The sequence below is a fragment of the Bacteroides luhongzhouii genome, assembly GCF_009193295.2.
GTDB lineage: Bacteria > Bacteroidota > Bacteroidia > Bacteroidales > Bacteroidaceae > Bacteroides > Bacteroides luhongzhouii.
In genome coordinates this window covers 3092048-3117277 of the sequence record NZ_CP059973.1, presented here as the reverse complement: position 1 = coordinate 3117277, position 25230 = coordinate 3092048, and the positions used below count along the sequence as shown (strand labels likewise).

23 protein-coding genes are annotated in these 25230 nt (G+C 42.4%); 13 read left to right on the top strand and 10 right to left on the bottom strand.

Annotated features, from left to right (window positions below; genetic code table 11):
* Positions 1-73: 73 nt before the first annotated feature.
* Positions 74-508, top strand: a complete 435-nt coding sequence (locus tag GD631_RS11235) for a DUF6078 family protein (RefSeq protein ID WP_143258371.1) — start codon at positions 74-76, stop codon at positions 506-508.
* Between the two features lie 100 nt (positions 509-608).
* On the opposite strand, the gene GD631_RS11230 is transcribed toward GD631_RS11235, so the two are convergent.
* From GD631_RS11230 to GD631_RS11215, 4 genes are all read right to left on the bottom strand, one after another.
* Positions 609-2699 carry a BT4734/BF3469 family protein gene (locus tag GD631_RS11230; protein ID WP_143258356.1) on the bottom strand — a complete coding sequence of 697 codons (2091 nt, stop codon included), beginning with the start codon at positions 2697-2699 and terminating at the stop codon, positions 609-611.
* Positions 2700-3332: 633 nt separating this feature from the next.
* Positions 3333-4220, bottom strand: a complete 888-nt coding sequence (locus GD631_RS11225) for a HEPN domain-containing protein (protein ID WP_143258349.1) — start codon at positions 4218-4220, stop codon at positions 3333-3335.
* Positions 4221-4307: 87 nt separating this feature from the next.
* Entirely contained in the window at positions 4308-6053 is a 1746-nt protein-coding gene (locus GD631_RS11220; RefSeq protein ID WP_143258344.1) for an SWIM zinc finger family protein, read from the bottom strand.
* An 87-nt stretch (positions 6054-6140) separates the two neighbouring features.
* Entirely contained in the window at positions 6141-7370 is a 1230-nt protein-coding gene (locus GD631_RS11215; RefSeq protein WP_143258343.1) for a YecA family protein, read from the bottom strand.
* A 169-nt stretch (positions 7371-7539) separates the two neighbouring features.
* Between GD631_RS11215 and bla the strand changes: the two genes are divergently transcribed.
* The 4 genes from bla (at position 7540) to GD631_RS11195 (ending at position 11582) form a co-directional block, all read left to right on the top strand.
* Positions 7540-8421, top strand: coding sequence for a class A beta-lactamase, subclass A2 (gene bla / locus GD631_RS11210; protein WP_143258342.1), 882 nt, complete (start codon positions 7540-7542; stop codon positions 8419-8421).
* Positions 8422-8498: 77 nt separating this feature from the next.
* The gene (locus tag GD631_RS11205; RefSeq protein WP_143258341.1) at positions 8499-9884 is read left to right on the top strand and encodes a GNAT family N-acetyltransferase; all 1386 of its coding nucleotides are present in this window, start codon (positions 8499-8501) and stop codon (positions 9882-9884) included.
* A gap of 20 nt (positions 9885-9904) precedes the next feature.
* Positions 9905-10429: a HEAT-like fold family protein gene (locus GD631_RS11200; protein ID WP_143258340.1), complete on the top strand. Its 525-nt coding sequence runs from the start codon at positions 9905-9907 to the stop codon at positions 10427-10429.
* Positions 10430-10601: 172 nt separating this feature from the next.
* Positions 10602-11582: a linear amide C-N hydrolase gene (locus tag GD631_RS11195; RefSeq protein ID WP_143258339.1), complete on the top strand. Its 981-nt coding sequence runs from the start codon at positions 10602-10604 to the stop codon at positions 11580-11582.
* 264 nt (positions 11583-11846) lie between these two features.
* Here GD631_RS11195 and GD631_RS11190 read toward each other — a convergent pair whose 3' ends face one another.
* Complete coding sequence (locus GD631_RS11190) at positions 11847-12311, bottom strand: MaoC family dehydratase (RefSeq protein WP_143258338.1); 465 nt, start codon at positions 12309-12311, stop codon at positions 11847-11849.
* 120 nt (positions 12312-12431) lie between these two features.
* Positions 12432-12959 carry an SGNH/GDSL hydrolase family protein gene (locus GD631_RS11185; RefSeq protein ID WP_143258337.1) on the bottom strand — a complete coding sequence of 176 codons (528 nt, stop codon included), beginning with the start codon at positions 12957-12959 and terminating at the stop codon, positions 12432-12434.
* A gap of 117 nt (positions 12960-13076) precedes the next feature.
* Here GD631_RS11185 and GD631_RS11180 point away from each other — a divergent pair, with 117 nt between their 5' ends.
* Complete coding sequence (locus GD631_RS11180; RefSeq protein ID WP_143258336.1) at positions 13077-14765, top strand: RluA family pseudouridine synthase; 1689 nt, start codon at positions 13077-13079, stop codon at positions 14763-14765.
* Positions 14766-14804: 39 nt separating this feature from the next.
* Here the strand turns inward: GD631_RS11180 and GD631_RS11175 are convergent, their stop codons facing one another.
* Both GD631_RS11175 and GD631_RS11170 read right to left on the bottom strand, forming a co-directional pair.
* Complete coding sequence (locus GD631_RS11175) at positions 14805-16178, bottom strand: MATE family efflux transporter (protein WP_143258335.1); 1374 nt, start codon at positions 16176-16178, stop codon at positions 14805-14807.
* A gap of 210 nt (positions 16179-16388) precedes the next feature.
* On the bottom strand, positions 16389-16592 hold the full coding sequence (locus tag GD631_RS11170) for a hypothetical protein (RefSeq protein ID WP_143258334.1): 204 nt from the start codon (positions 16590-16592) through the stop codon (positions 16389-16391).
* Positions 16593-16751: 159 nt separating this feature from the next.
* On the opposite strand from GD631_RS11170, the gene GD631_RS11165 reads away from it, so the two are divergent.
* From GD631_RS11165 to GD631_RS11150, 4 genes are all read left to right on the top strand, one after another.
* Positions 16752-17051 carry a nitrous oxide-stimulated promoter family protein gene (locus GD631_RS11165; protein ID WP_143258326.1) on the top strand — a complete coding sequence of 100 codons (300 nt, stop codon included), beginning with the start codon at positions 16752-16754 and terminating at the stop codon, positions 17049-17051.
* An 18-nt stretch (positions 17052-17069) separates the two neighbouring features.
* The gene (locus tag GD631_RS11160) at positions 17070-17801 is read left to right on the top strand and encodes an SDR family NAD(P)-dependent oxidoreductase (RefSeq protein ID WP_143258321.1); all 732 of its coding nucleotides are present in this window, start codon (positions 17070-17072) and stop codon (positions 17799-17801) included.
* 116 nt (positions 17802-17917) lie between these two features.
* Positions 17918-18184 carry a zinc ribbon domain-containing protein gene (locus GD631_RS11155; RefSeq protein WP_004314772.1) on the top strand — a complete coding sequence of 89 codons (267 nt, stop codon included), beginning with the start codon at positions 17918-17920 and terminating at the stop codon, positions 18182-18184.
* Positions 18185-18632: 448 nt separating this feature from the next.
* The gene (locus tag GD631_RS11150) at positions 18633-21386 is read left to right on the top strand and encodes a response regulator (RefSeq protein ID WP_143258317.1); all 2754 of its coding nucleotides are present in this window, start codon (positions 18633-18635) and stop codon (positions 21384-21386) included.
* A 39-nt stretch (positions 21387-21425) separates the two neighbouring features.
* Here GD631_RS11150 and GD631_RS11145 read toward each other — a convergent pair whose 3' ends face one another.
* Positions 21426-21689 carry a GNAT family N-acetyltransferase gene (locus GD631_RS11145; RefSeq protein WP_143258314.1) on the bottom strand — a complete coding sequence of 88 codons (264 nt, stop codon included), beginning with the start codon at positions 21687-21689 and terminating at the stop codon, positions 21426-21428.
* A gap of 22 nt (positions 21690-21711) precedes the next feature.
* Positions 21712-23025: a TIGR01777 family oxidoreductase gene (locus GD631_RS11140; protein WP_143258312.1), complete on the bottom strand. Its 1314-nt coding sequence runs from the start codon at positions 23023-23025 to the stop codon at positions 21712-21714.
* 173 nt (positions 23026-23198) lie between these two features.
* Here GD631_RS11140 and GD631_RS22275 point away from each other — a divergent pair, with 173 nt between their 5' ends.
* From GD631_RS22275 to GD631_RS11130, 3 genes are read left to right on the top strand one after another with little or no spacing between them, the layout of a single operon-like run.
* Entirely contained in the window at positions 23199-23324 is a 126-nt protein-coding gene (locus GD631_RS22275) for a hypothetical protein (protein ID WP_255436032.1), read from the top strand.
* Between the two features lie 12 nt (positions 23325-23336).
* Positions 23337-24317, top strand: coding sequence for a lytic transglycosylase domain-containing protein (locus GD631_RS11135; RefSeq protein WP_143258306.1), 981 nt, complete (start codon positions 23337-23339; stop codon positions 24315-24317).
* Positions 24318-24358: 41 nt separating this feature from the next.
* Positions 24359-25228, top strand: coding sequence for an ion transporter (locus GD631_RS11130; RefSeq protein ID WP_143258302.1), 870 nt, complete (start codon positions 24359-24361; stop codon positions 25226-25228).
* The last annotated feature ends 2 nt before the right edge of the window (positions 25229-25230 follow it).

The window sequence follows — 25230 nt, the reverse complement described above, 5'->3', positions numbered from 1 at the left end:
TTTTGTGAAGAATATTTTCCCGTATATTAACGTATTAACAGCAGTATTTCACAAATAAAATAAACCCTACAAGATGAAAGAAGAATCCGACAGCCCGTCTGTCCCCTACAATTTCTCTCGTTGTTTCAACGACCAATGCCCACAAGCCTTGAAATGCTTACGCTACGTAGCTGCACAAAGTGAAACAGCCGATTACCTTTATATCTCCATCGTTAATCCGGCACGTTATCCTGCAGATGGGAATCAGTGCGAATGTTTCAAAACTACAGTAAAAGTCCATGTGGCATGGGGACTTAAGCAGTTGCTTAACAGAATTCCCTATGAGGATGCGGTCAGTATCAGAATACAAATGGTCGGACACTATGGAAAAACGGGATATTATCGATTCTATCGCGGAGAACGGGGGCTTATGCCTAAAGACCAAGCCTACATCAGACAACTATTCCGTAATAAAGGGATAAAAGAAGAACCAACTTACCAACGTTACACAGAAGAATATATTTGGTAAGTTGCTGTCATCTGTCACAGTTTAGGAGTTAATAGTTTAGTAATGAACCGATAAGACTGTGACAGCAAGAGGTGACGGCAGGGTGATGGCATTTTTGCCGTCACCTGGTTATTAGTCTTACGACATGATAAAGAGTACCGCTACGCGTATGTTTGGAAGGTATTTCTTGCTTTTTCAGTATTCTTCCGAAGGAATTAACCCTCTTGACAGACATCGGGATTGAACTGCCTTTTTGAATATCTTCCATAATCTCCGCTGGAGACAGCCACTCCCCTTCTTCAGGCTGTGCGGCACGGAAATAACGGAAGAAAAGTTGCTCTTCCGGCGGGACTTGTTCAAATTCACGGTTGTTTTCCACCATGATCTTTTCTTCCTCCTGATCGAACCAGTAACGTTCGCCATGTTCCAGTTCATACATAGCTTGTGCATAAAGCTGCTCATAGTCTATCGGACGGTTGGTATCAATCACTCCGGTCACTTCGATGCAAATAAAACGACGGCTGCCGGAAGGGTCGGTCAACAAGTCTTTCTGATTACTTGTGGCTATGAATGAGGCATAACGGCGCATTTCAAGCACGGCACTGCCATGAGGTTTCTTCACATTCAATACAGGCTTTTGCAGAATATGTTTCAGAAAGCCTTGTTGTGTCGAACTCACCTGGTCAAATTCATCGATATTGATAAGCGCAAAACGATTAAGGTAAAGTTCGGCATCTTTCTTTCGGGAGAAATCAATACTGTCGGTATAGTAGGAACGCTCAGAAGGCGGCATTATGCTCCGGCAAAAGGTGGATTTACGTGTTCCTTGCGGTCCGACAAGTAAGGGCGAAACACTGTTTGCATACTTTTTATTGCTTCCTTTCCAATGAGAAACCATATTGAGGAACCAACGGTGGAACAAATCCATCCAATACGGATTCTTACAAGGGACGGTGGCTGCCAATGCACGAATACGGTCTTTACCGTCCCATGCGGGAAGCCGGTAGAGAAAATCTTCCAACGGGTTGAATACAGGGACGCGATTGGAGTAAATATAACGACTAATATCCCTGTCCCACAACGGAATACCTTCCATTTGTGCATCCAAAGCAATGCTGTTCAACGCACGTTTGTCGAGAGGATTGAAGCGGAAACGGAAAGAAAGCCTTTCACGATATTCTACCTCGCCAATTTGGGTATTATGGCGGAATTCATAGCGGCGTTTCATGAATTCTTCAGTCTGCAAGGCGAGTTGCTGCTCTTTGCTTAGGCTGATATTCTTGCCGAAGCCTTTGCACTCGGTATATATATTGCCAATCATTTGCCGGATAAGCTCTTCTTGTTTATACATATAGAAGTGGAAAACGGTACGTTTCACAACTTCTTCTTGCGGAAGTCCCGAAGCAAAACAGTTTTTAGCCAGTTGGACAACTAAAGGATGCCATGTGTCATTGCGCAATTCGAGTCCCGCTTCCCGGAGATCGGCATAAGCTTTCCGAAAAGCGGCTTCGAAAAGCATCAGGAAGGCATTTTCCGCATCATATCCCGGTACGGCACGGGTCAATGGAGATTTCTCCGCCTGAACCGCTTCACGGAAAGTGGTTTCTTCGGGCATGGATGATGGTTGAGAGAGATAAAATTGGACTGAATCCGGACGATATATGATGTTCGGGTCGTAGGATAAGCGCGAATATTGTTCCAGGGTCGGTTCTTTGGGAAGTATATCAAACGGGATTTGGGGCTGATAACATTTCACGGCCAGTCGATAGGCGTGGGCGTGGAATAGTTCCGCTTCTTCCCGTGTTTTGGGAAGGGAGTTGTCCGGTCGGGTGAAGGTAGTCCATATTTTCACCGTTTTTCCACTTGAACCCATGAAAACACAACGGGTTTGCGGCTGCTCGCAAGCTTTTTGTTTCACCAAAGCTATTTCCGACTTATTGGATAAAGGGCCAATGGTCAGTTCTACAATACCGTTGTAGTTTTTCATCTGTTTCTGGCCGTTTACTTTACGGAATTCAGCGGCAGGAATTATCTTGGGCAGTTTATTGGCAAACATACACCGTTCATCGGAAAGGGTATATCGCAGATGCTCTCTGAATGTAGAAACAGGACGGGATTTTATTTCTGTCTTTATCTTATTTACCAATATATCTAGATCCATTACGCTAAGCGCTATCGTATCTTCGTTCTTACGAAATTGAGTAATTTTCATTAATTTGATAATAATTTGTTTTGTCAGCGTCTTTGTGATCGTTGAGACTGCTAAATTAGTCATAATATCCGAAACCGGCAAAGAAAACAAGTTTTTAATACAGAAAATTATTGATATATCAAGCATCTCTTTAACCGAAAGAAACGGGATTGCCAATGCCGAATTACGGGGCAAATTAGTTTTCCCTGCTTGAAACTACAGTTCCAGCTAAGGGAAACTATAGTTTCATTGGTAAGAAACCAATGGTTTCAAGCAATTAGAACTAGAGTTTCAAGCGTATGAAACTAAAGTTTCAAACCGCAGAACCAACAGTTCCGCGCCTTGAAACTGTTGGTTTCAAGGCAGGACACAACTCATAAGTACGAGGATAATAAATTGAACTACTAATCCATTGATGGCTGATACTATTTATTTTCGAGCAGCGTCTTTATTTTATCTTTGTTTTTTAGGTGATAGCATTATTGCTATCACACTGCTGTCACCTTGTGCTATCACAACATTAAGTACTTATACTCTGCAAGTTAGATTATAGTCTGTGACAGATGACAGATATATTTTGTTTTTCATTTCATAGAGAGCTGAATTCTGAGTTCAAGTTATAAATGTGACACCGACTTATTTCACAGGGAACAATTATTCAGTCATTGTATCATATTCCGCAATCTTCTCCTTACACAAGCGTTCAGTAATATCTTTCAGAATATCTACACGGGAAATAAGGTATTCTAGTTGTTCTTGTGAGATACTGAAATCTTTGTTATAGCGAGCTTCTATGTAAGAACGGCATAATAAATCAAAACATTCTTTCTCTGTATCCGTATTTTGAGGAAAGACAGTAGTTAATTCCATAGAAAAACGCTTTACCATCCCACCAAGTTCTTTGATTTTATGACTCTTCGGACGATAGTTCGTAAAGACCATCAGGATACAATTATAAAGTTTCTCACAAGCTTGATGAAGCATGAAAGCAGATAAGTTATATTGTCCTTTAGGCACAAAATACTCCTTCACACTACCTAAAAAGTCACAGGCATAAGGGAACAGTTTATCAAATTCACTCTGCGCAATATCCCGAATCTCCTTAAAACTCAACTTCCGTGGTTTAGCCAATTCGTGTTTACCACTATTATAAAGCATAACACCCTCCCTTACTATATCCATAAAGAAATATTGGCTGATTTCCAGATTACGGTTTACGGTATTAATATGTTCTACAACAAATTGTGGAAAAGCATGACGACGACCAGCAAACAAATCATGATATTGATTCGTAATACGGTGCAATTTTCTTTCCACATATTTAGTCTGTCCGGTCACGACGACAAGAATATCGTAATCACTCTGACAGGAAGTATGAACACCAAATTCGATATTACTGTCCCATAAAACATAGTTTCCCCTTGCATAACTTCCGAACAGGATAACCATCTGACAATTCTCGATGTTTTTACACACTAAATCCAGCAAGACTGTCAATTCTTCCTGTGTACGTTTAGGTAAACGTTTTATAGACTTTTTCATAATCAAGCTTATTTGATAACCTTACAAAGGTACGAACTTTGCTATCTCCAAACAACAGAGATACAGAAAAACTTAAATAAAGTATTTTTAAAACCTCGCCAATACTTCCATCATTGCCGGACGACGTTTATATTTTATCCGGAACTCTGCAACCAACGTTTTCACTGCCGCCTGTCCCCCATTAAGTTTCTTTGCACACAACAACGCTTGTGCTATCAATTCATAACGAGTCCGCCCCACATTTTGTTCTGCGTAATCATTCAACAAAGAGGTATATATAGCAATCAATTGCTCCGAATGAGTGTCTTTCAGATAATAAGAATACTTCATCAATGCTTCCAGTTGATGATACCTGGTTGATGATAGCAATTTGAACAAATGCTCATTATCCCTTTCATTCACATAAATTTCAGCCTCATCATTCGCGCCAAAAGAAAAATATTCACTAAAATGAGTCTCTTCCATCATTGCATCCAGAAAGCTCTTCCATTCTTCTTTCGGAACAAGAGTTTTAAGTTTCCTATAATATTCTAACTTATCCCCACCTGACACAAACAATAAACGACATGTATCGATGACATCGGAAGTTCGATGAGTCATCTCGTAAATCCTCAATTTAGTTTTCAACCATTCCTCTATGGTTCCGATATGTTCTTCTTTTTCCGCAATCTCTATTCCTTCATTCAGCAAACGGATAGCTTCATCATATTGACAACTGGCAATCAATTTATCCACCTCCATTTCTCGAATTTCAGTTAAATAAAGGTATTGACGAATCGTATCAGCTGCTTTTTGCTCTTCATGCAGTTCGGTTAACAGATTGACTTTCCGAAGAACGATTTGATATAAGTCGTAAGTATCTTTTCTTTCTTCCAAGAGTTTGTCAATCAATTCCAACGCTTTTTCTGCCGGTTGAATGGAAAGATTTATTTGCATCAGCAATTCGTCTATATCATAAAGGTCATAATCACGATAAGTAGATAGTTTAGCCAGCTGACCTAGTTCCTGAAGAATCGCTGTCTTTTGCTTTTGGGTGGTCTTAGGGTGCTCAATTACTTTTATCAGCAAATCTCCTGCCTGCTCACAATAATCATAAGGATAGAGATCATTATTATACAAAAGTTCATCCTCATAATTCTCACCGATTGAACGAAGAGTTTGAAGAGCTATATCAATAGCAGTATCTATGTTTCCCACATTCAAAAAGAAGTCTGCTTTCTCCAAAAAAGTGTCCATCCGATTGAAAACAGTTTCCCAATCACAGGCGAAATCATCATAACGATTATGATAACGAGGCTTTTTGTTATAATAAGAGTCATTAAACACTTTCTGAATCTCTACTCTGTAATCCTTTTCTTTTGATGTTGCAGACAACTCTTTAGCCATAAAACGATTCAAAAGGACTGTTTTAAACTCAGGATGCATAGTGGCATATTCATTTATAAATTGTGAAAGTTCTTGTGGGTTAACGAATGACAGCAATTGTTGTATGTCCACAGTTTCATCTATAACGACGGCTTCCTCTACCTCTACTTTCATCTTGGAAAAGGCACTGCGATTCACCTTTTTCTCATTATCACGAATTGCCAGTAAGGTGGCTACTACATGTTTACAAATCTCCCCATCATACGGACAGTCACAGTACCAAGACTCTATTTCTTTTCCATCCATAGATATCTCTACACTATAACTCTCCGTACCCTCTACTGTCGCAGTCCATTCACCGGGCGAATCTTCTTCCAATTCGGAAACAGCCCCTGTTTCATAATACTCTTCTCCGCGCACTAATATTCTATATGGCACACAGCTCTCAAAATTATCTAATGCAATCATAATGAATATTTTACTCTTTTATATAACCTTCTTGTTCATATCTCCTTCTGTATTTATGTTACATATTCTTCCGCAATCGTCCTTTTCTTAATTATTTCTACCACAACACTTTTTATACTTCTTCCCACTTCCACAGGGACAAGGATCGTTCCTTCCGACCGTGTGTTTGGAAGGCATGCCACGAAACAGATTGTCTATCCTTGCCTGCATTTCCGGAGTAATGTCCATACCGGCAGCTTCCATATTGGGACCTGCAACAATACGGGGAGGACTATTTTTCAATTTGTCTTTTTGAAATAAAACGAATGCCTCCTCTGAAGAATAGCCTTTCAGAAACCAACGGGGACAATGATTCACATAATCCATAAATAGTTCAATAGCCTCTTGCAGTTCCTGCATGGAAGAAAGTTTGTGGCTAATCATTGAAGTAATAATAGACATTGAATTTTCTTCCGTTTGAGCAGTAAACCACAAATATGCCAAACTACTATCCGCCTTTTCTTCCGTATATCGCAGTTTCTTCATCATATACTCCTTCAATTCATCCCAACATGGATTAGGAATAACGACTAACGGCATCATTCCTGCGGCAAAGACTTCTTCTTTAGAAAACTTCTTCCTATTTGTTATTTCACGACGAGCATACATTTTTTCTTCCAAATCATCTAAATCGTCCAAAAATGGAGACTGTATACAAATAGTAGAGTTACAACCATCCACTGCCTCAAAGGTTAGCCGCTGTATCAATGCCGAATTAGTCAAGCTATCAGTGATTTCACTTCTTGTCACCGAATCTGGCAAATAATCAATTAGCATACTTAACAGATCGAAATAAGACAGATAACCATATAAATTTATGATTCCATAAGCATACTGCTCTACCATAAAACGGATTGCTTGCTTTTCCGAAGTCAAATAATTATTTAAATAAGGAGCTACGGCTTCACGCAATTCATCACAAATCATATAGCGGACTTTACTTTCTTCCAAGTGACAAGTATCCGTCGCTACGAAAGACAGAATTTCCAACGTACTCACCATAAATGAATTGGTCGTTTCTACATACATATCAGTTCCCGCTTTCACCAACTTATCAAGCAAAGTCAGCTCATACTGTGTCAATCGGGGAAGCCACATATCCGGGCAAGCCAAAACTGCTCCTGCTAAAAATTTCGCATATTCATCTTTACGTAGTTTTGTGGGAACAGATAAAAGCAAAATTTTCGCCATCTGCTTTAAGTCCTCTTTTGTGTTCATTTTCAAGCCATCTACTAATTTTACCGATGATTGAAATAATTCCGACTGACATCTTATCATAACACTTACTCATTAATTGATTAATTCACAAAAGTAGGAATTTCTTATCCGACATCACTATTTTGGGATGAGAATTTGCAAAGGCAATTACTATTTATACCTTTGTGACTTCAATAGAGAATGTGACTTCAATAGAGAATTAGTAACCCGTTAAAAGAGGAAATTGATTATGCGTTCATTCATAGTGCTTCTTTGTTTAGTGCCCACCCTCCTGCTTGCCCAACAAAACAAACTTGAAACACAGTTGAAACAGGCAATCAAAGATAAAAAAGCTGAAATAGGGATTGCCGTTATCATTAACGGAAAAGATACGGTAACTGTCAATAATGACATTCACTACCCGTTGATGAGCGTATTCAAGTTTCATCAGGCGTTGGCATTGGCCGATTATATGGGAAAGAAAAAACAATCACTGGACACCCGGTTGCCAATCAAAAAATCAGATTTAAAGCCGAACACTTACAGTCCGCTGCGAGATAAATATCCGCAAGGGGGAATTGAAATGAGTATCGCCGACCTGTTAAGATACACACTTCAGCAGAGCGATAACAATGCTTGCGATATTCTTTTCAACTATCAAGGTGGTCCGGAAGCTGTGAATAGGTATATCCATTCATTAGGAGTTCAGGAATGTGTCATCGTCGGAACAGAAACAGCGATGCACGAAGACTTGAATCTGTGTTATCAAAACTGGACCACTCCGTTAGCTGCTGCCGAATTATTGGAGATATTCCGCAAGAAACCTTTGTTTGCAAAAGCGTACAAAGACTTTATATATCAGACAATGGTGGAATGTCAAACCGGGAAAGATCGTTTGGTTGCTCCGTTGCTTGATAAAAAAGTAACCGTAGGTCACAAAACCGGAACGGGAGACCTTAATGCGAAAGGACAGCAGATTGGTTGTAATGACATTGGTTTCGTTCTTTTACCCGATGGACGTATTTATAGCATAGCTGTCTTCGTGAAGGATTCTGAAGAAAACAGTCAGGCGAACAGTCAGATTATCGCTGATATTTCCCGCATCGTTTACAAATACGTAATACAGCATTAAGAGCGACACAAATCACGTTCGGTACGAATTAGGATTGAAACAAAGTAAAAAGTAATAGGAATTAAAAAAACATTTATATGAAACTACATCATATTGCCATTTGGACCTTCCGGCTGGAAGAATTAAAAGAATTTTATGTCCGTTTCTTCGGAGGAAAAAGCAATGAGAAATACATCAATCCCAAGAAAGGATTTGAGTCATATTTTGTCTCTTTCGGTGAGGGAACTGACTTGGAACTCATGAGTCGTACAGACGTACAAGACACACCCATTGAAGAAAACAGAGTTGGACTGACACACTTTGCTTTCACCTTTCCCAGCCAAGAAGAAGTATTACGTTTCACCGAACAGATGCGTTCGGAAGGATATACCATCGCCGGTGAACCGCGTACTTCGGGAGACGGATACTTTGAAAGTGTTGTGCTCGATCCTGATGGAAATCGGATTGAATGTGTATATCGAGCAGGAACGGACACCAAGACTGAAAATATTCCCTCCGTAACACTCGACACAGAACGCTTGCTCCTCCGCCCTTTTGAAGAAAAAGATGCAGAAGCATTTTTCGCCTGTTGCCAAAACCCGAATTTGGGAAACAATGCCGGATGGCCGCCCCACCGGACATTGGAAGAGTCTCGCCATATACTCCATTCCACATTTATCAATCAGGAAGGTATATGGGCGATGATACTAAAAGATACGCAACAACTGATCGGTTCCGTAGGAATCATCCCCGATCCCAAACGGGAAAACCCACAAGTAAGAATGTTGGGTTACTGGCTCGACGAGACCTATTGGGGCAAAGGATATATGACTGAAGCAGTGCAAAGCGTTCTCAAATATGGCTTTGAGGAATTGAAACTAAGCCTCATCACCGCCACTTGCTATCCACACAACAAACGTTCACAGAAAGTCCTGAAAAAGAACGGTTTCATCTATGAAGGAACCCTCCACCAAGCGGAACTGACTTACAACGGAAATACCTACGACCACCAGTGTTATTATCTCCCCGGCATCTCCCAACCTACTCCGGAAGATTATGAAGAAATCCTCCATGTATGGGAAACGTCCGTCCGTCACACGCATGATTTCCTGACGGAAGAAGATATCCAGTTTTACAAACCACTGATGCGGGAACATTATCTACCGGTCGTTGAACTTTTTGTTATCCGCAATGCCAACGGAAAGATTGCCGCTTTCATGGGACTAAGCGACGAACTGATCGAAATGTTGTTCGTACACCCTGACGAACAGGGAAAAGGATATGGCAAACGATTAATAGAATACGCAAGAGACAAAAAACAGATGGATAAAATAGACGTCAACGAGCAGAATGAAAAGGCACTCCAGTTCTATCTCCATCTAGGATTCCAGATTATCGGCAGAGATGAAACGGACAGCATGGGTAAACCTTTCCCCATTCTTCATTTACAACTGCCGGAAGCGAATACCGGTAACAGAGATTAACCCTCAAAAAACAAAACTACATGAACCTACGTGCCAGATTATCCGAACGTGTACACATTGAAGATATCAGAGAAATACTCCATTTCATACAGGACGACGAGCGTCTTAGAGAAGAAATCTACCAGCTGATATTCGATGAAGACCACATTATTTCCTATCAGGCATTGTGGGTATGTACTCATTTCTCCAAAGCAGATGTGGAATGGTTGGGCCGGCGACAGGACGAGTTGATTGACGCCGCCATGACCTGCCCACATTCGGGAAAGCGGAGAATGCTCCTGAACCTGATATGCCAGCAATCTGCCGCTGACCCGCCACGAGTGGATTTCCTCGATTTCTGCATGGAACGCATGATATCGCGTGAAGAACCAGCCGGTGTGCAATCTCTCTGCATGAAACTGGCTTATCAACTGACGCGCTCCATCCCGGAACTACAACAGGAATTACGTACCATGCTGGAAATCATGGAACCCGACTTACTGGTTCCTGCCATCCGCTCTGTACGAAGAAATACCCTAAAGGCTATGAAAGCTAAGAAAAACTGATTGCTTAATGACATAATCCCTGTTTTTGATACTTTATTAATATCTGGTACTTATGTAAAACATAAATGGAACGTTATTGTTTTGAGAATATGTTTTTGCGGAAGGAATTCGCATCCGTCGGATTATTCCCCATAAAGCAGCTTATAATAAACCTTTAACTAGAAATTAAATTATGTGTACAAGAGTCGTTTATTCGGGAAAGAATGGAATGGTGGCAACCGGCCGGTCTATGGATTGGAAAACAGAAATGCACAGTAATCTTTGGGTGTTTCCCAAAGGTATGGAGAGAAATGGAGAAACGGGAACCAACTCTTTGAAATGGACTTCCAAGTATGGCAGCGTAGTAACTTCGGCTTTCGAGATTGCCAGCACAGACGGAATGAATGAAAAAGGATTGGTTGCCAATCTATTATGGTTGCCCGAAGCAAAATATCCGGTCAGGGATCAAAGTAAACCGGGACTTGCCATTACTGCATGGGTGCAATATATGCTGGACAACTTCGCCACCGTAGATGAGGCTGTAGCTTTCATTGATGAGAACACTTTTCAAGTAGTATCGGATATGATGCCGGATGGCTCCCGTCTGGCAACCTTACACTTGTCCGTTTCCGACGCAACGAGTGATTGTGCGATATTCGAATATACGGACGGAAAGCTGACTGTCTACCACAGCAAGGAATACAAAGTGATGACCAACTCTCCAACCTACAACAAGCAACTGGCACTAAACGAGTACTGGAAATCAATAGGCGGATTGAGTTTCCTGCCCGGAACCAACCGTCCGTCCGACCGTTTTGCAAGAGCCAGTTTTTATATTAATGCCCTACCCCAAACAGATGATGTGAGAATAGCCATAGCAAGCGTATTCAGCGTTATCCGAAACACTTCTGTTCCTTATGGCATCTCTACACCCGAATTTCCGGAAATTTCCACCACACAATGGAGAACGGTGTCGGACAGCAAGAATCTGCTCTATTTCTTCGAATCGAGCCTGACTCCCAATACATTCTGGGTAAATCTCCGGGAAATCGACTTGTCAGAAGGAGCTCCGGTACTCAAATTATCTATCGCCAATGGCGAAACCTATCACGGAAATGCAACCAAAGACTTTAAACCGGCACAGCCGTTCAGATTCATGGGAGTAAAGGGGTAAACGGAAATATACATAAATTTATGCTTACTGATAACCCAAATAAAAATTGTTGTTAGTAGTCACGATAAGTAAACGTCAGCCCCTGATTGACGTAGAGAAAAATAATACAGAAAAGACTGATATAGAAGAGATTGATGCAGAAAAAAAAATAGTGACGGTATCTGCTTGCGATAGTGACGGTATCGTTGTCATATACCGTCACTATTCTTATCGGATACCGTCACTATCACAAATAGATAGAATCTGTGTCTTTTCAGCTTATTATTAATTGAAATAATAAAGGAACACAGCAATTCCTTCAAGTGCCTTTTTCGGTTGGTCTTTTATTTCGATAGCAAACTTGATTTCCGCTTTTGCCACACCACGCAGATTAGTCAGCGAGTGTAAAGTAGTCACTAGACGGATGCTCTGTCCTGCCAATACAGCCTGACCGAATTTCATTTTGTCCATACCGTAGTTAATCATCATTTTCAGGTTATTCACCTGGATAATCTGATTCCACAAATAAGGAAGCATGGATAATGTCAGGTAGCCGTGAGCAATCGTGCTATGATAAGGGCTGTCTACTTTAGCACGTTCCGTATCTACATGAATCCATTGATGATCCAGCGTTGCATCAGCAAAAAGATTGATACGTTCCTGCGAGAGTTCCACATAATCGGAAACACCTATCTGTTGGCCTACTAGTTTTTCGAATTCTTCGTACGAATTGATAATTACTTGTTCCATAAGTCTTATCGTTTTTATGGGGGTTATTTATTTTTTAATTGGGGACAAAAATAGGAAAAATAAACCGATATGCCACCAAATTCGTAAATAAAAGCAAGGAATGAAGAATTTGTGCATACTTTACAAACCGGAAGCCTGTTTCAGTGCTTCTGTCAGAATACTATAGCCCTTACCATTCAAATGCAAATCGTCGAGAGTCAACTCCGGATTCAGCCTGCCATCCTGCAATAAACGATCGAATACGTCCAGATAGACAATATCTGTTCCCTGCAATTTCTCATGTATCTTCCGGTTAAGAATCCGGATAAATTTATTCACAGCCGTACTGTAATCATCGTAATCATTACGCGGAAAAATACAGAAAAGATATGTTTTCAATGAAGGGACGGCAAGAACCGCTTTTACATAACGCTCTACATATTCATCTATATTTTCATCGTTCAACTGATAAATATCATTGGTTCCGAATTGAACGACGACCTGACAATCGGAAGTGTCTACCGCAAAGGACTCCACATAGGCCAGTCCTTCACCGGGAGCACCATAGTTCAGACATTCCCATTGGGGGAAATAGATATCCAGTGCCCAAAATGCCATGTGACTGTTGCCAAGAAAGGCAAATTTTGTTTTTTCTTCCATCCTATCCATACAATTTCATTCAAGCGTCCACGTTATCTCACTCAAACTCTCAAACAAATATAGAATAAAATTCGCGGATTTACGTTACTTTTGCAAAGGTAATCACATTCATTCATATATAAACCGATGATACATTTTTTCAAGAAACCCGTTTCTCACCTTGCGCTGCCAGAGAAATTCACTTATCCTTTCCATTATACACCTCATCCATTGTGTGTGTTGGCTGCGGAAGAAGTGAAAAAATATATCGCAAGCCGGAAAGAATGGCAAGAAGAATTGGCTTCCGGAAAGATGTTTGGAGTGTTGATTGTACAAACGGACAACGGAATAACAAACAACGAAGAAAATCCAAACGAAGAAAATCAGATTGGTTATCTTGCAGCTTTCTCCGGCAATCTGGCCGGAAAGAATCTGCATCCTTATTTCGTTCCTCCCGTTTATGACTTATTACAACCGGAGGGATTCTTCAAAATTGAAGAAGAACAGATTTCTGCCATTAATATCCGTATTCGTGAATTGGAAAACAGTAGTTCTTATCTCGATTCAAAAGAAAAATGGAAGATAGAAACGGAACAGGCTAACGCTGTTTTGAATCAAGCAAAAGCGGAGCTTAAAATGGCAAAGAAAGCGAGAGAGATTCGTCGCCAGTCTTCCCCCGAGATTTCCGAAGAAGAACAAGCCTCCCTGATTCGGGAAAGCCAATACCAAAAGGCGGAATACAAACGACTGGAAAAGGAATGGAAAAAACGATTGGAAGAGCTCGAAACGGAAGTCAGGCACTTCGATATTGAAATAGAGCGACTGAAAACCGAACGAAAAGAACGTTCGGCAGCTTTACAAAGAAAGTTATTCGAGCAGTTCCGGCTGCTAAACGCCCAAGGAGAGGTGAAAGACTTGTATACTATTTTCGAGCAAACGGTTCAGAAAGTTCCCCCTGCCGGTGCAGGTGAATGTGCTTTGCCCAAGTTATTGCAATATGCGTATCTTCATCAATTAAAGCCATTGGCTATGGCTGAATTCTGGTGGGGCGACTCTCCTAAAAATGAAATCCGGCATCACGGATATTATTATCCTTCCTGTAAAGGGAAGTGTGAACCGATTCTGCAACACATGTTGCAAGGATTGGAGGTAGACGAAAATCCACTGCTGAATCCTGTTCATGAAGATAAAGAACTGGAAATCGTGTTTGAAGACGAATGGTTGCTGGTAGTCAATAAACCGGCAGGAATGTTGTCCGTTCCGGGAAAAGCGGAGGACAGAGATTCAGTCTATCATCGTTTGAAGAAGAAATATCCCGAAGCTACCGGACCCATGATTGTACACCGGCTCGATATGGCTACTTCAGGATTATTGCTCGTTGCCAAAACAAAAGAGGTACATCAGGATTTACAGGCACAATTTGCAAACAGAAGTATCAAAAAACGCTATGTGGCTGTGCTGGATGGAATAGTACTATCAGAAAGAACAGGAAGGATCGAACTCCCTCTCTGTTTAAATCCCCTTGACCGTCCCCGACAAATCGTTAATAAAGAATACGGAAAAGAGGCAATTACAGAATATAGGATCATCAGTGAATCAGGAAGCACTTTCAATGAATCAAGAAAACACACCCGGATAATCTTCTATCCATTGACCGGACGAACACATCAGTTAAGAGTACACGCCGCCCATCCGGAAGGCTTGGGATGCCCCATACTTGGAGACGAGCTCTACGGAAAGAAAGCGGACAGACTATACCTCCATGCCGAATATATAGAATTCCGTCATCCCATATACGGAGACATTCTCCGTATACAGAAAGGGGCCGATTTCTAAATTCAAACAAAGGAATATTCTTAGCCTGAGAAAAGATAATTATGCAACAGTCTGCTGTACAGTCGAATTTACAAACACCTGCTTCTTCAACCTGCGATAAACGTAGATAAAGGCCGGCACCAGGAATAAGTCTGCTGCTATCCAAGCCATCGGATCACCGTAGCAGACAGCAATAAAGCCGAATGCCGGTACGGCATAGAGACTGACAAGAATACGCGCAATCATCTCCGCCACTCCGGAGAACATAGCAAGATTGGTAAAGCCTACTCCCTGAATAGTATAACGCAAGATGCACAACAAACCAAGCATCGGGAAGAACATACAGGAGATATGCAGGAACAACTCCGTATCCAGCAGAATTTCCGTTTCCGACGGGTCTACGAAGATCAGCGCGAAATATTTAGCCCCTACCATCAGAAGAAGGAACGTGAATGCCGCATAAATAATCATCATCAGAGCACTAGCCTTGATTCCCAACCAAATACGTTCCGGTTTACCCGCTCCGTAATTCTGTCCGCTATATGTAGCCATCGAAATGCCCAAACTTTCGAACGTGCAGATAAAGAACATCTTGATGCGCATAGCAGACGTAAAAGCTGCCACACACGCCGTTCCCAATGCATTATTCGCACTCTGAAGCATAATGCTGCCGATAGCCGTGATAGAAAACTGCAATCCCATAGGCACACCGATATAGAGCAGCGTCTTAGCCAGTTTCGACTGAAACCGGCGTTCTTTCGGAGTGCCCTGCAATATTTCAAACTTCCGATACATATAAATGTAGCAGAGAACAGCCGACAATCCTTGCGAAAAGACAGTAGCGACAGCAGCTCCCGCCACTCCCCAGTCAAGTACCAGAATACAGAACAAGTCGAGAATGATATTCAAAACAGCCGCAAACAACAGAAACCAAAAAGGCGTCTTACTGTCTCCCAGCGCACGGATAATGCTCGAAAGAAGATTATAGAAGAACGTACACGGCACACCGATGAAAGTGACAAGCAGATAAGCATAAGCCCCTTCAAATATATTCTCCGGTGTACGCATGATCCGAAGAATATCCTCACATAAAATACTGGTGAGAAGAGCAATCACCACAGACATTCCCGCAGCCAGTTTCAAACTGACGGCCACATAACTACGCATCGTACTGTAATCCCGCGCCCCAAACTTCTGCGCAACAGGTATCCCGAACCCTCCGCAACATCCATTGCAGAACCCGAGAATGAGAAACACCACTGACGTGCTGGCCCCGACAGAAGCTAACGCGTTAATTCCCAAAAACTTTCCTACAATTGCAGCATCAACAAGCGAATACGTTTGTTGCAACAGATTGCCGAGTAAAAGCGGCAGTGTAAACTTTAAAATGAGAGGTAATGCCGGCCCTGCCGTCATTTCTTTAGAAGTTGCCATACGTCTATGTTCTAAAATCGGGCGCAAAGATACGGAAAATCAAACGAACTTGTTCTCGATTTCCATTCCTCTTTTAGTTGACATAAATCAAATAATTGTGATTAACGGTTTAGTGATAATGCCATGCGGCGTATGTGCTACAATTCAATATTGCGTAGTACGTTAATCATTAATCACTAAACTGTCAATCACTAATCACCAGACTGTTAATCATTTCATCAGTCGTTTAGGTGAGCCATGCCACGAACAACCCAGACAGAAAACTTCTGTCAAGTCGAAACCCTCCATCGAATCTTCCGGATACTTGGGAACAACTTCACCATTTTCGAGCACATAGACCAGTCGCCTTTCACCCTGCTCATTCTTCACATACATAGCCGCAATCTTACATTGCGGACACAATAACTTTTTCATTCCGCAAAGATACAGATTGTTTCCGTCAACAACAAGCTCTTCGAAAGATGTTTCAAAAAACCAATAGAAAAAGAAAGAAGGTACATTTTAACAGAATACGCCTGTGTTTCTGCATAATCTTCGCTATCTTTGTCAATCCAAAGTGTAAAGAAGAAAGAGATGAAGGAATCACGCATCGCACACGAAAAGAAAACAGTAGAGTTAATGATCCGCCTCTATTGTCGGAAAAAAGAAAAAAACAACATTCTTTGTACCGACTGTGAAGAGTTGCTTCGCTATGCGCATGCCCGTCTCGACCGTTGTCCGTTTGGAGAGAAAAAGGGTGCATGCAAAGAGTGCACGGTACATTGTTACAAGCCCGTCCTGCGCGAACGAATGCGACAGGTAATGCGTTTTTCCGGACCGAGAATGCTGTTCTATGCACCCTGGCAAACCATACGACATTTATTGAACCTATAACTTACTAAAAAATCAGTAATGAGAAAAGCCATTATCATAGGGGCCACCTCCGGTATCGGACAGGAAGTTGCAAAATGCCTGTTACTGGAAGGCTGGAAAATCGGAGTAGCCGGCAGACGGCAATCTTCTCTCGAAAACTTGCAACGGGCAGCACCGGATCAAATTCAAATCCAAGCATTGGACGTAACCCAAGAGGACGCAAGCGAAAAGCTGAATCTGCTCATCGACAAACTAGGCGGCATGGATTTGTTTCTTCTTAGTTCCGGCATCGGTTTCCAGAATATGGACATGAATATGGAAGTAGAACTGAATACAGCACGTACCAATGTAGAAGGCTTTATCCGGATGGTGGATACCGCTTTCATGTACTTCAAGAAAAACGGAGGCGGACACCTGGCCGTTATCAGTTCCATTGCCGGAACGAAAGGCCTCGGAGTTGCTCCTGCCTATTCTGCCACCAAACGTTTTCAAAACACTTATATAGATGCGCTCGAACAACTGTCATACCTGCAAAAACTACATATCCGTTTTACCGATATTCGTCCCGGATTTGTTGCCACCGATTTACTGAATGACGGAACGCATTATCCACTGCTGATGGACGCCGCCAAAGTGGGCCGTCATATCTCCTGGTCGCTGAAGCGGAAACAACGGGTGGCAGTAATCGACTGGCGCTACCGGATTCTGGTGTTTTTCTGGAAAATGATTCCCCGCTGGATGTGGAAACGCCTGCCGGTGAAAACAAATTAACCCCAAAAGTGAACAAGCCAGGAAATGAACAGGTAATTAGCAAGATCGGACAACTCCTATTCCAACAATTCTACCTATATTTGTCCTGTAACATAAATTTATAATCTAACAAAAAGATGGAACAAAAAATTTGTCAAAGTTGCGGTATGCCGATAGACGACTCAACTTTTGGAAAAGAAGCAGACGGTAGCAAGAATCAGGATTATTGCCACTATTGCTATGCGGACGGACATTTCACAAAAGAGTGTACAATGGACGAAATGATCGAACTCAACCTGAATTATCTGGATGAGTTCAATAAAGACTCGGAAGTGAAATACACGGTGGAAGAAGCACGTAAAACGATGAAAGAGTTCTTTCCACAGTTGAAGAGATGGAAATAATATGTAATAAATATAAACTTTCAGAGAGAAGCGTATCTCTGAAAGTTTATATAAAAAAAACGAAGCGTTTTTTCTCTTCCGGTCATACACCGGTTCGCTAAAATTCTATATTCCACGTATAGACATCTGCGTTCAAGTCAAAATCCTTGAATTTCCCATTACTAATCGTTTATTCACAAAAAGCATTCAATCACAGATTACCTTTCTTTTTTTCACTATTATGCAGTAATTCAAGAGATATGTTAGCAATCAGGACACATTCCTGTGAATTTGAGCGAAACCATAATTATCCCTTATTTCAGTTTTTTCGTTCATTATTTCCTTTTCTCTATTGTTTTTATTACATTTGTAAGTAAGGAGTATATTGCAGTGATAAAAAACAATGTACGTACACTCTGCAACTAAATTTCCCATTTAACCCGACAGACGAAAATAAACAACAACTAAAATGAATGAAAAGGAAACTCTTCCCAGTGAAAACAACCAAACAATCTTCGAACAAGAAATAACCGAATTAATACACGAGAAAGTTCTGTTTGCGGAAAGTATATATGCCCGCCTACCAATAAGCATAGAGATGTATGACACGGACGGCGTTTTACGTTTCATCAATGACCACGCATTGAAAATGTATGGAGTGAATGACCGGAATAGCGTAGTAGGCACAGTCAACCTGTTTTCCAGTCCTTATATGGATGAGCAGCTCAAAGCCAGAATACAAGGTGGGGAAGAAAATATAATGCTGGAATTTGAGTATGATTTCAACCGCATCAATGAAGACGAGTATTTTACGACTCATAACAAGAACAGCATGATTTTCGAAGTCCAGGTAATCCCCTTATGGAATAAAGCAGGAGACATCATCGGACATATGCTACTCTCCAACGACAAAACAGTGGTAAAAGAAACGGAATTCCGGACAGAAGAAAACAAGAAAAACCTGGAGATGGCGATGGAGGCCGCCAATATGTCTTCCTGGGTATATGATGTCCGCAAAAAAACATTCAGTTCATTACATGGTACGTCCATTGTGAAAGAAAAAATGACATTGGACGAATTATTGGATATATTGCATCCGCAGGACTGTGAACAGTTGCGCCTCGTGTTTTCACAGCTAATAAATAAGGAAATCGAAAACGGACAAATCACCTTACGCTTCTTCGATGAAGCCGAAAAACAATATCGCCACTATGAAAGCAGAATGCGTCTATCGGCCGAGCACATGGGGAAATTATTGATTATCGGAACCCAGCTGGACATTACCGAAAGATTACAAATGGTAAAGAAAACGCAGGAACTGATAACCAAACGCGAACTTGCCATGCAGGTGAGCAATATCATTCACTGGGATTTCGATGTACGTAGCCAGAAATTCGAGTCCTACCACGACCCTATCAACGATTACGCAAGCAACAAACTGCTCTCCATCACAGAATATATGGAAGTCATCCATCCCGATGACCGTTCTGCCGCCTATGACGCCATGCAATCTATGCTTTCGGGAAAAGAGATCACTATCAATTTCACCTGTCGCATACAAACAAAATACGACGATTCATGGCAGTACTGCAACATCCTGGGCGTACCTTTTGAGAAGGATGAAGACGGCAACAACATACGCTTCACCGGTTTCCGCCAAAACATATCCAAACTTCACCAACTGGACGAGGAAGTAAAAGAAAGAAACTACAAAATGGAGCTCACTTTCAAGACTATCGGAATGTCTTACTGGGATTTTGATGTCCTGACCAGGCAGTTCAAAGCATTCAACGACCCCGTCAACGACTATCACCCGGAAAGGACCATCACGCCGAACGATTACATGGAAGTTACCCATCCGGAAGATTGGGACTGTGTTTGCAAACATATCGAATATATGATTCGGCGGACAGACAAGGAATTCAGTTTCCAGTACCGTTCCAAAAGTAAATGGGAGAATGAATGGCAAACTCTGATTGTAACGGGAATCCCCGTGGAAAGAGATAAAAAAGGAAACGTCACCCGCTATACCGGTATCAAGTTCAACAATACAAAATGGGAAAAGATGGCGCAGGAACTGAAAGAGCTGAAAGAAAAAGCGGAACTTTCCGACCGGCTCAAATCTGCCTTCCTCGCCAATATGAGCCATGAAATACGTACGCCTCTGAACGCCATTGTAGGCTTCTCCGGTCTGATGGTACATTGCGATGATCCGGCCGAAAAAGAAGAATACATGAATATCATCGAATCGAACAACGAATTGTTGCTGCGGCTCATTAATGATATTCTCGATCTCTCCAAAATAGAATCGGGAATCCTCGAACGTAAGAGAGAGAAATTCAATCTGTCAAGAGTCTGCAACGAGCTGTATATGATGATTCAACAAAAAATGACTAATCCCGACGTGAAACTCTTTGTTGACAATCCTTGTTCGGACTGCTGGATATTTCTCGATGTCAACCGCCTGAAACAGGTATGGATGAATTTCCTTACCAATGCGGTGAAATGTACCCACGCAGGATTTATCAAAATGGGATATAGTATAGAAAACGAAGGAATACGATTCTATGTACAGGATTCGGGTGTCGGTATCCCGGTGGAATTGCAGGATAGAGTATTCGGTCGTTTCCAAAAGCTCAACGAATTTGCACAAGGCACAGGGCTCGGACTGGCCATTTCCAGAGCAATCATAGAGGGCGCAGGAGGAGAAATCGGCTTTACTTCCAATCCTGGTATCGGTTCCACTTTCTGGGCATGGGTTCCCTGTAAAATAGATACACAGGAGAATGGTGAAATACAAGATAGTAAAAATACGTCTGCGACACCGGCTCCCGCACAGCAAATACCTTCATTGAGCGAAATCAACAAGAAAGATTTCAAAGTACTGATTGCTGAAGATAATGACAGTAACTTTTCTTTAGTGCAGCACATTCTCTTCAAATACAATCTCACACGAGTAAAAAATGGAGTGGAAGCGCTTGAGAAGTTGCGCAACGAACAGTATGACATCATCCTTATGGATATGAAGATGCCGATTATGGGCGGACTCGAAGCAGTACGAAAAATCAGGGAATTCAATACCACAGTTCCGATTATCGCCCTGACAGCTTACGCATTCGATTCTGACAGAGCGAGTGCCATGGAAGCAGGTTGCAACGCATTCCTCACCAAACCATTAAGCAAAAGCCAATTATTAGGACTTTTTTCTACCAAATATCAATAAAAACACAAACAATTCTGTTGACGCCATTCGGACAACGGTTTACCCCAGTTCCGGATGGCGTTCCAACCACTTTACCGCGTAGGAACAAGTGGCTTTTGGTTTCATCTCATTGGTTATTGCATAGTCGTACGCAGCTTTTACCAGCGCAGCGGCTATTCCGCGCCCTTCTATCGGACGGGGCACGACGGTATGAATAATGTCGAGAGAATCACCTAAGAGGCGATATTGTACAAAGGCGGTGCGACCGTCTACTTCAGTCTTGAACAGTTTCTGTTCGGGTTGATGAATAATTTCGTAATCCATAATCTATATTGTTCAAAAGTTTTCAAAGTTGCTCTATCCATTGCAACCGGTTTGTATCGTAACCACGACGTTCGGCAGCAGTGACAAGTTTCTTTTTGATTTCCTCGGGCAGCTGCGGCGTGCGGCTTAGTATCCAGAGATATTTATTGGTACTGCTACCTACAAGGGCATAGTTGTAATTCTCTTCATCCAGCTCCAATATGTAATAATCAGAGTAGAAATTAAGGAAGAAAGAGACTTTCAGTTTACCCGGTTGCGCGGGATCGGGTATCTTGGCGTGTCCGTTGGCAGTCTTGCAGATATCGTAAGGGGAATTGCGCTTGCACCCTCGGTTCTCCACACGAATCGTGCCGTCAGAACGAAGCGTGTAAGTGGCCGTGACATCTACCAGTCCGTGTTCAAAACGGTTCTCGTAGCGGGCTATTTCGTACCAAAGTCCCATATATCGGTTCAAGTCGAGAGAGGTAACCGTACTGTGGTCCGTACCTTTAAAAAGACGTTCGACAGTAGGGATGGAAAAACGAAACCCGGCTTCTGTCAGACGTGTCGGGCGGACTTTCTGACCGGCTGTCAGGAAGGAGGCCGCTTCACCGTAAAATATACGGAAAGCCCGTTGCGGAGCAATAATCGTTGTCCATGCCTGATAAGCTTTTCCCATCTCACGGGTAAAAGAATATTGTGAAATCTGTTGCGGAGCTACCAGATTATACACACCTCGCGTTTCTTCGTGAGTGATAAAAAACTCCATGGCGCGACAAAGGTCGTGCATGGCTATCCACGGAAAAGCCTGAGTACCGGGACCGATGGCGGTAGCTACCTTTGTGGTTTGCAAAGGGCGAAGCATCTGCTGCATCGCCCCTCCATCCGGAGAAAGCACTACACCAAAGCGTGTAATGACGAGCCGGGTAGGTTCGGGACAATGTTTAGCTTCTTTCTCCCATGCATAACAAAGATCGGAAAGAAAACCGTCGCCGCGGGTACGGGTATATTCGTCCGCTTCTACTTCCGGAGGATAATAGCCCACAGCGGAAGCTGAAATCATCAGTTTCGGTTTTGTCTTGACAGCATTTAATGCACGGATAATACGATGCGTCACCACAATGCGGCTGTTGAACAATTCCTGTTTGTACTCCGGTGTCCAACGCTTATTAATGGGTGCGCCAGCCAGGTTGATGATTACGTCGCAATGCGTCAATGTCTGAATCAAATGTCCGGACATACCTTCGCGGAACATCGATCTTCCCAAGGGAATAATCCGATGTCCGCCCTTTTCTGTGAGATAGTTGGAAAGATGTTTACCTATATATCCGGTAGCTCCGGTCATTGCTATATTCATCTTGATTCATTATTTATTTTAACTCTATTAGAAAAACGTATAAAATGCAAGAAAAGTTCTTTGAAAAAAACAAAATGGGATTATCTTTGCAAGATAGACTTTAGCACTGAAAGAAAAAAATCTCTGAACTGACTGACAAAGAGAGAGAAAATTTGTTCTATCAAATAAAGGAGATGATGAACGACATCTACAAACAGGGCGGACGGAATACAGAAAGCGATCTGCTTGGCGAGAATGGCAAGTATGTGAACAGTCCAACAAAGTCTGAACAAGAAACTGAATTATATCAACTGAAATAATGAAATAAATAAATGAAGAAACAAACTAAAATCAACTATATTCTTACACTTATATTAGTATTTTGCATCGGCGCATCCATGCCTATATTGACAGGCAGCAGCCAGGTGACCGAACAACATTCCGCTAAATCGGAAGTACCTTATTGCGTCACCTCGCCCACCGTTCCCGCCCAAGTTACCTTTGACGGGGAAACCATTGACCTCCGCCGCTATGACCGCCGCGAACGGATGGATCGTGAAATGATGGCTTTCACCTATATGCATTCCACCACCATGCTACTGATAAAACGTGCCAACCGGTATTTCCCCCTCATAGAACCGATACTGAAAGCCAACGGCATCCCCGACGACTTCAAATACCTGATGGTAATCGAAAGCAACCTGAACAACATCGCCCGCTCTCCGGCAGGAGCAGCAGGATTGTGGCAGTTTATGCCCGCCACCGGACGGGAATTCGGACTGGAAGTGAACGACAACATAGACGAACGCTACCACATTGAAAAAGCAACCGTAGCCGCCTGCAAATATTTCAAACAAGCGTATGCCAAATATGGAGACTGGATGGCTGTCTCCGCCGCCTACAATGCCGGACAGGGACGTATCTCCTCCCAACTCGACAAGCAATTGGCAAGTCATGCCATGGACTTATGGCTGGTAGAAGAAACTTCCCGCTATATGTTCCGCCTATTGGCAGCCAAAGAGATACTCAACAACCCGCAACGTTACGGATTTCTGCTGAAGCGGGAACATCTATATCCGCCTATTCCTTACAAAAAGGTGACTGTCACCACTTCCATCGATGATTTGAATGATTATGCCAAATCACAAGGTATCACTTATGCACAACTCCGTGATGCCAACCCCTGGCTGCGCGACACCTCATTAAAAAACAGGACCGGAAAGACATACACCCTCTATATTCCCACACAAGAAGGAATGTATTACGATCCGAAAAAAACAGAGGCTTACAATAAACAATGGGTCATTGACTGAAAAGCCTCTCCTTAACCTCTTCTCCAAAAATTTCATTTAGTATGAAACTGAAAGAAAGAATCCATCGTTTTTTACATGACGAAAAACTGAAACGAAAGTTGTATGTCATCATCTTCGAATCGGACACTCCCGCCGGGAAACTGTTCGACGTGATTCTTATCGGTTGTATTCTGGTCAGCGTACTGCTTGTCATCATCGAAAGCCTGAAAGGACTTCCCAGCTTTCTGACGACTCCGTTCGTTATTATGGAATATCTTTTCACCGCCTTCTTTACTTTCGAGTACTTGACGAGAATCTACTGCTCGCCCCGTCCCCGGAAATACATATTCAGCTTCTTCGGAATCGTAGACTTGCTGGCCACCCTTCCTCTCTACATCGGACTGCTCTTCCCCGGTGCACGCTATCTGCTCATCATCCGTGCTTTCCGCCTGATACGGGTATTCCGTGTCTTCAAGCTCTTCAACTTTCTGAATGAGGGCGAACGACTGCTCACCGCCTTACGCGAAAGCAGCAAGAAGATTGCGGTATTTTTCTTATTTGTCGTCATCCTGGTGACTTCCATCGGCACACTGATGTATATGATTGAAGGAACACAACCCAACTCACAGTTCAACAACATTCCGAACAGCATTTACTGGGCTATCGTCACCATGACTACCGTAGGCTATGGAGACATTACCCCCATCACCGGTCTCGGGAAGTTCCTTTCCGCCTGTGTCATGCTAATCGGTTACACGATTATTGCCGTACCGACAGGGATTGTATCCGCCTCCATGATGAAAGACTACAAACGCAGAAGAGACAAAGAATGTCCCCACTGCCATCGTTCGGGACACGAAGACAATGCCGAGTTTTGCAAATATTGCGGACATCATCTGAATCCATCCGAAACAGACGTGGAAAAGAAATAAAT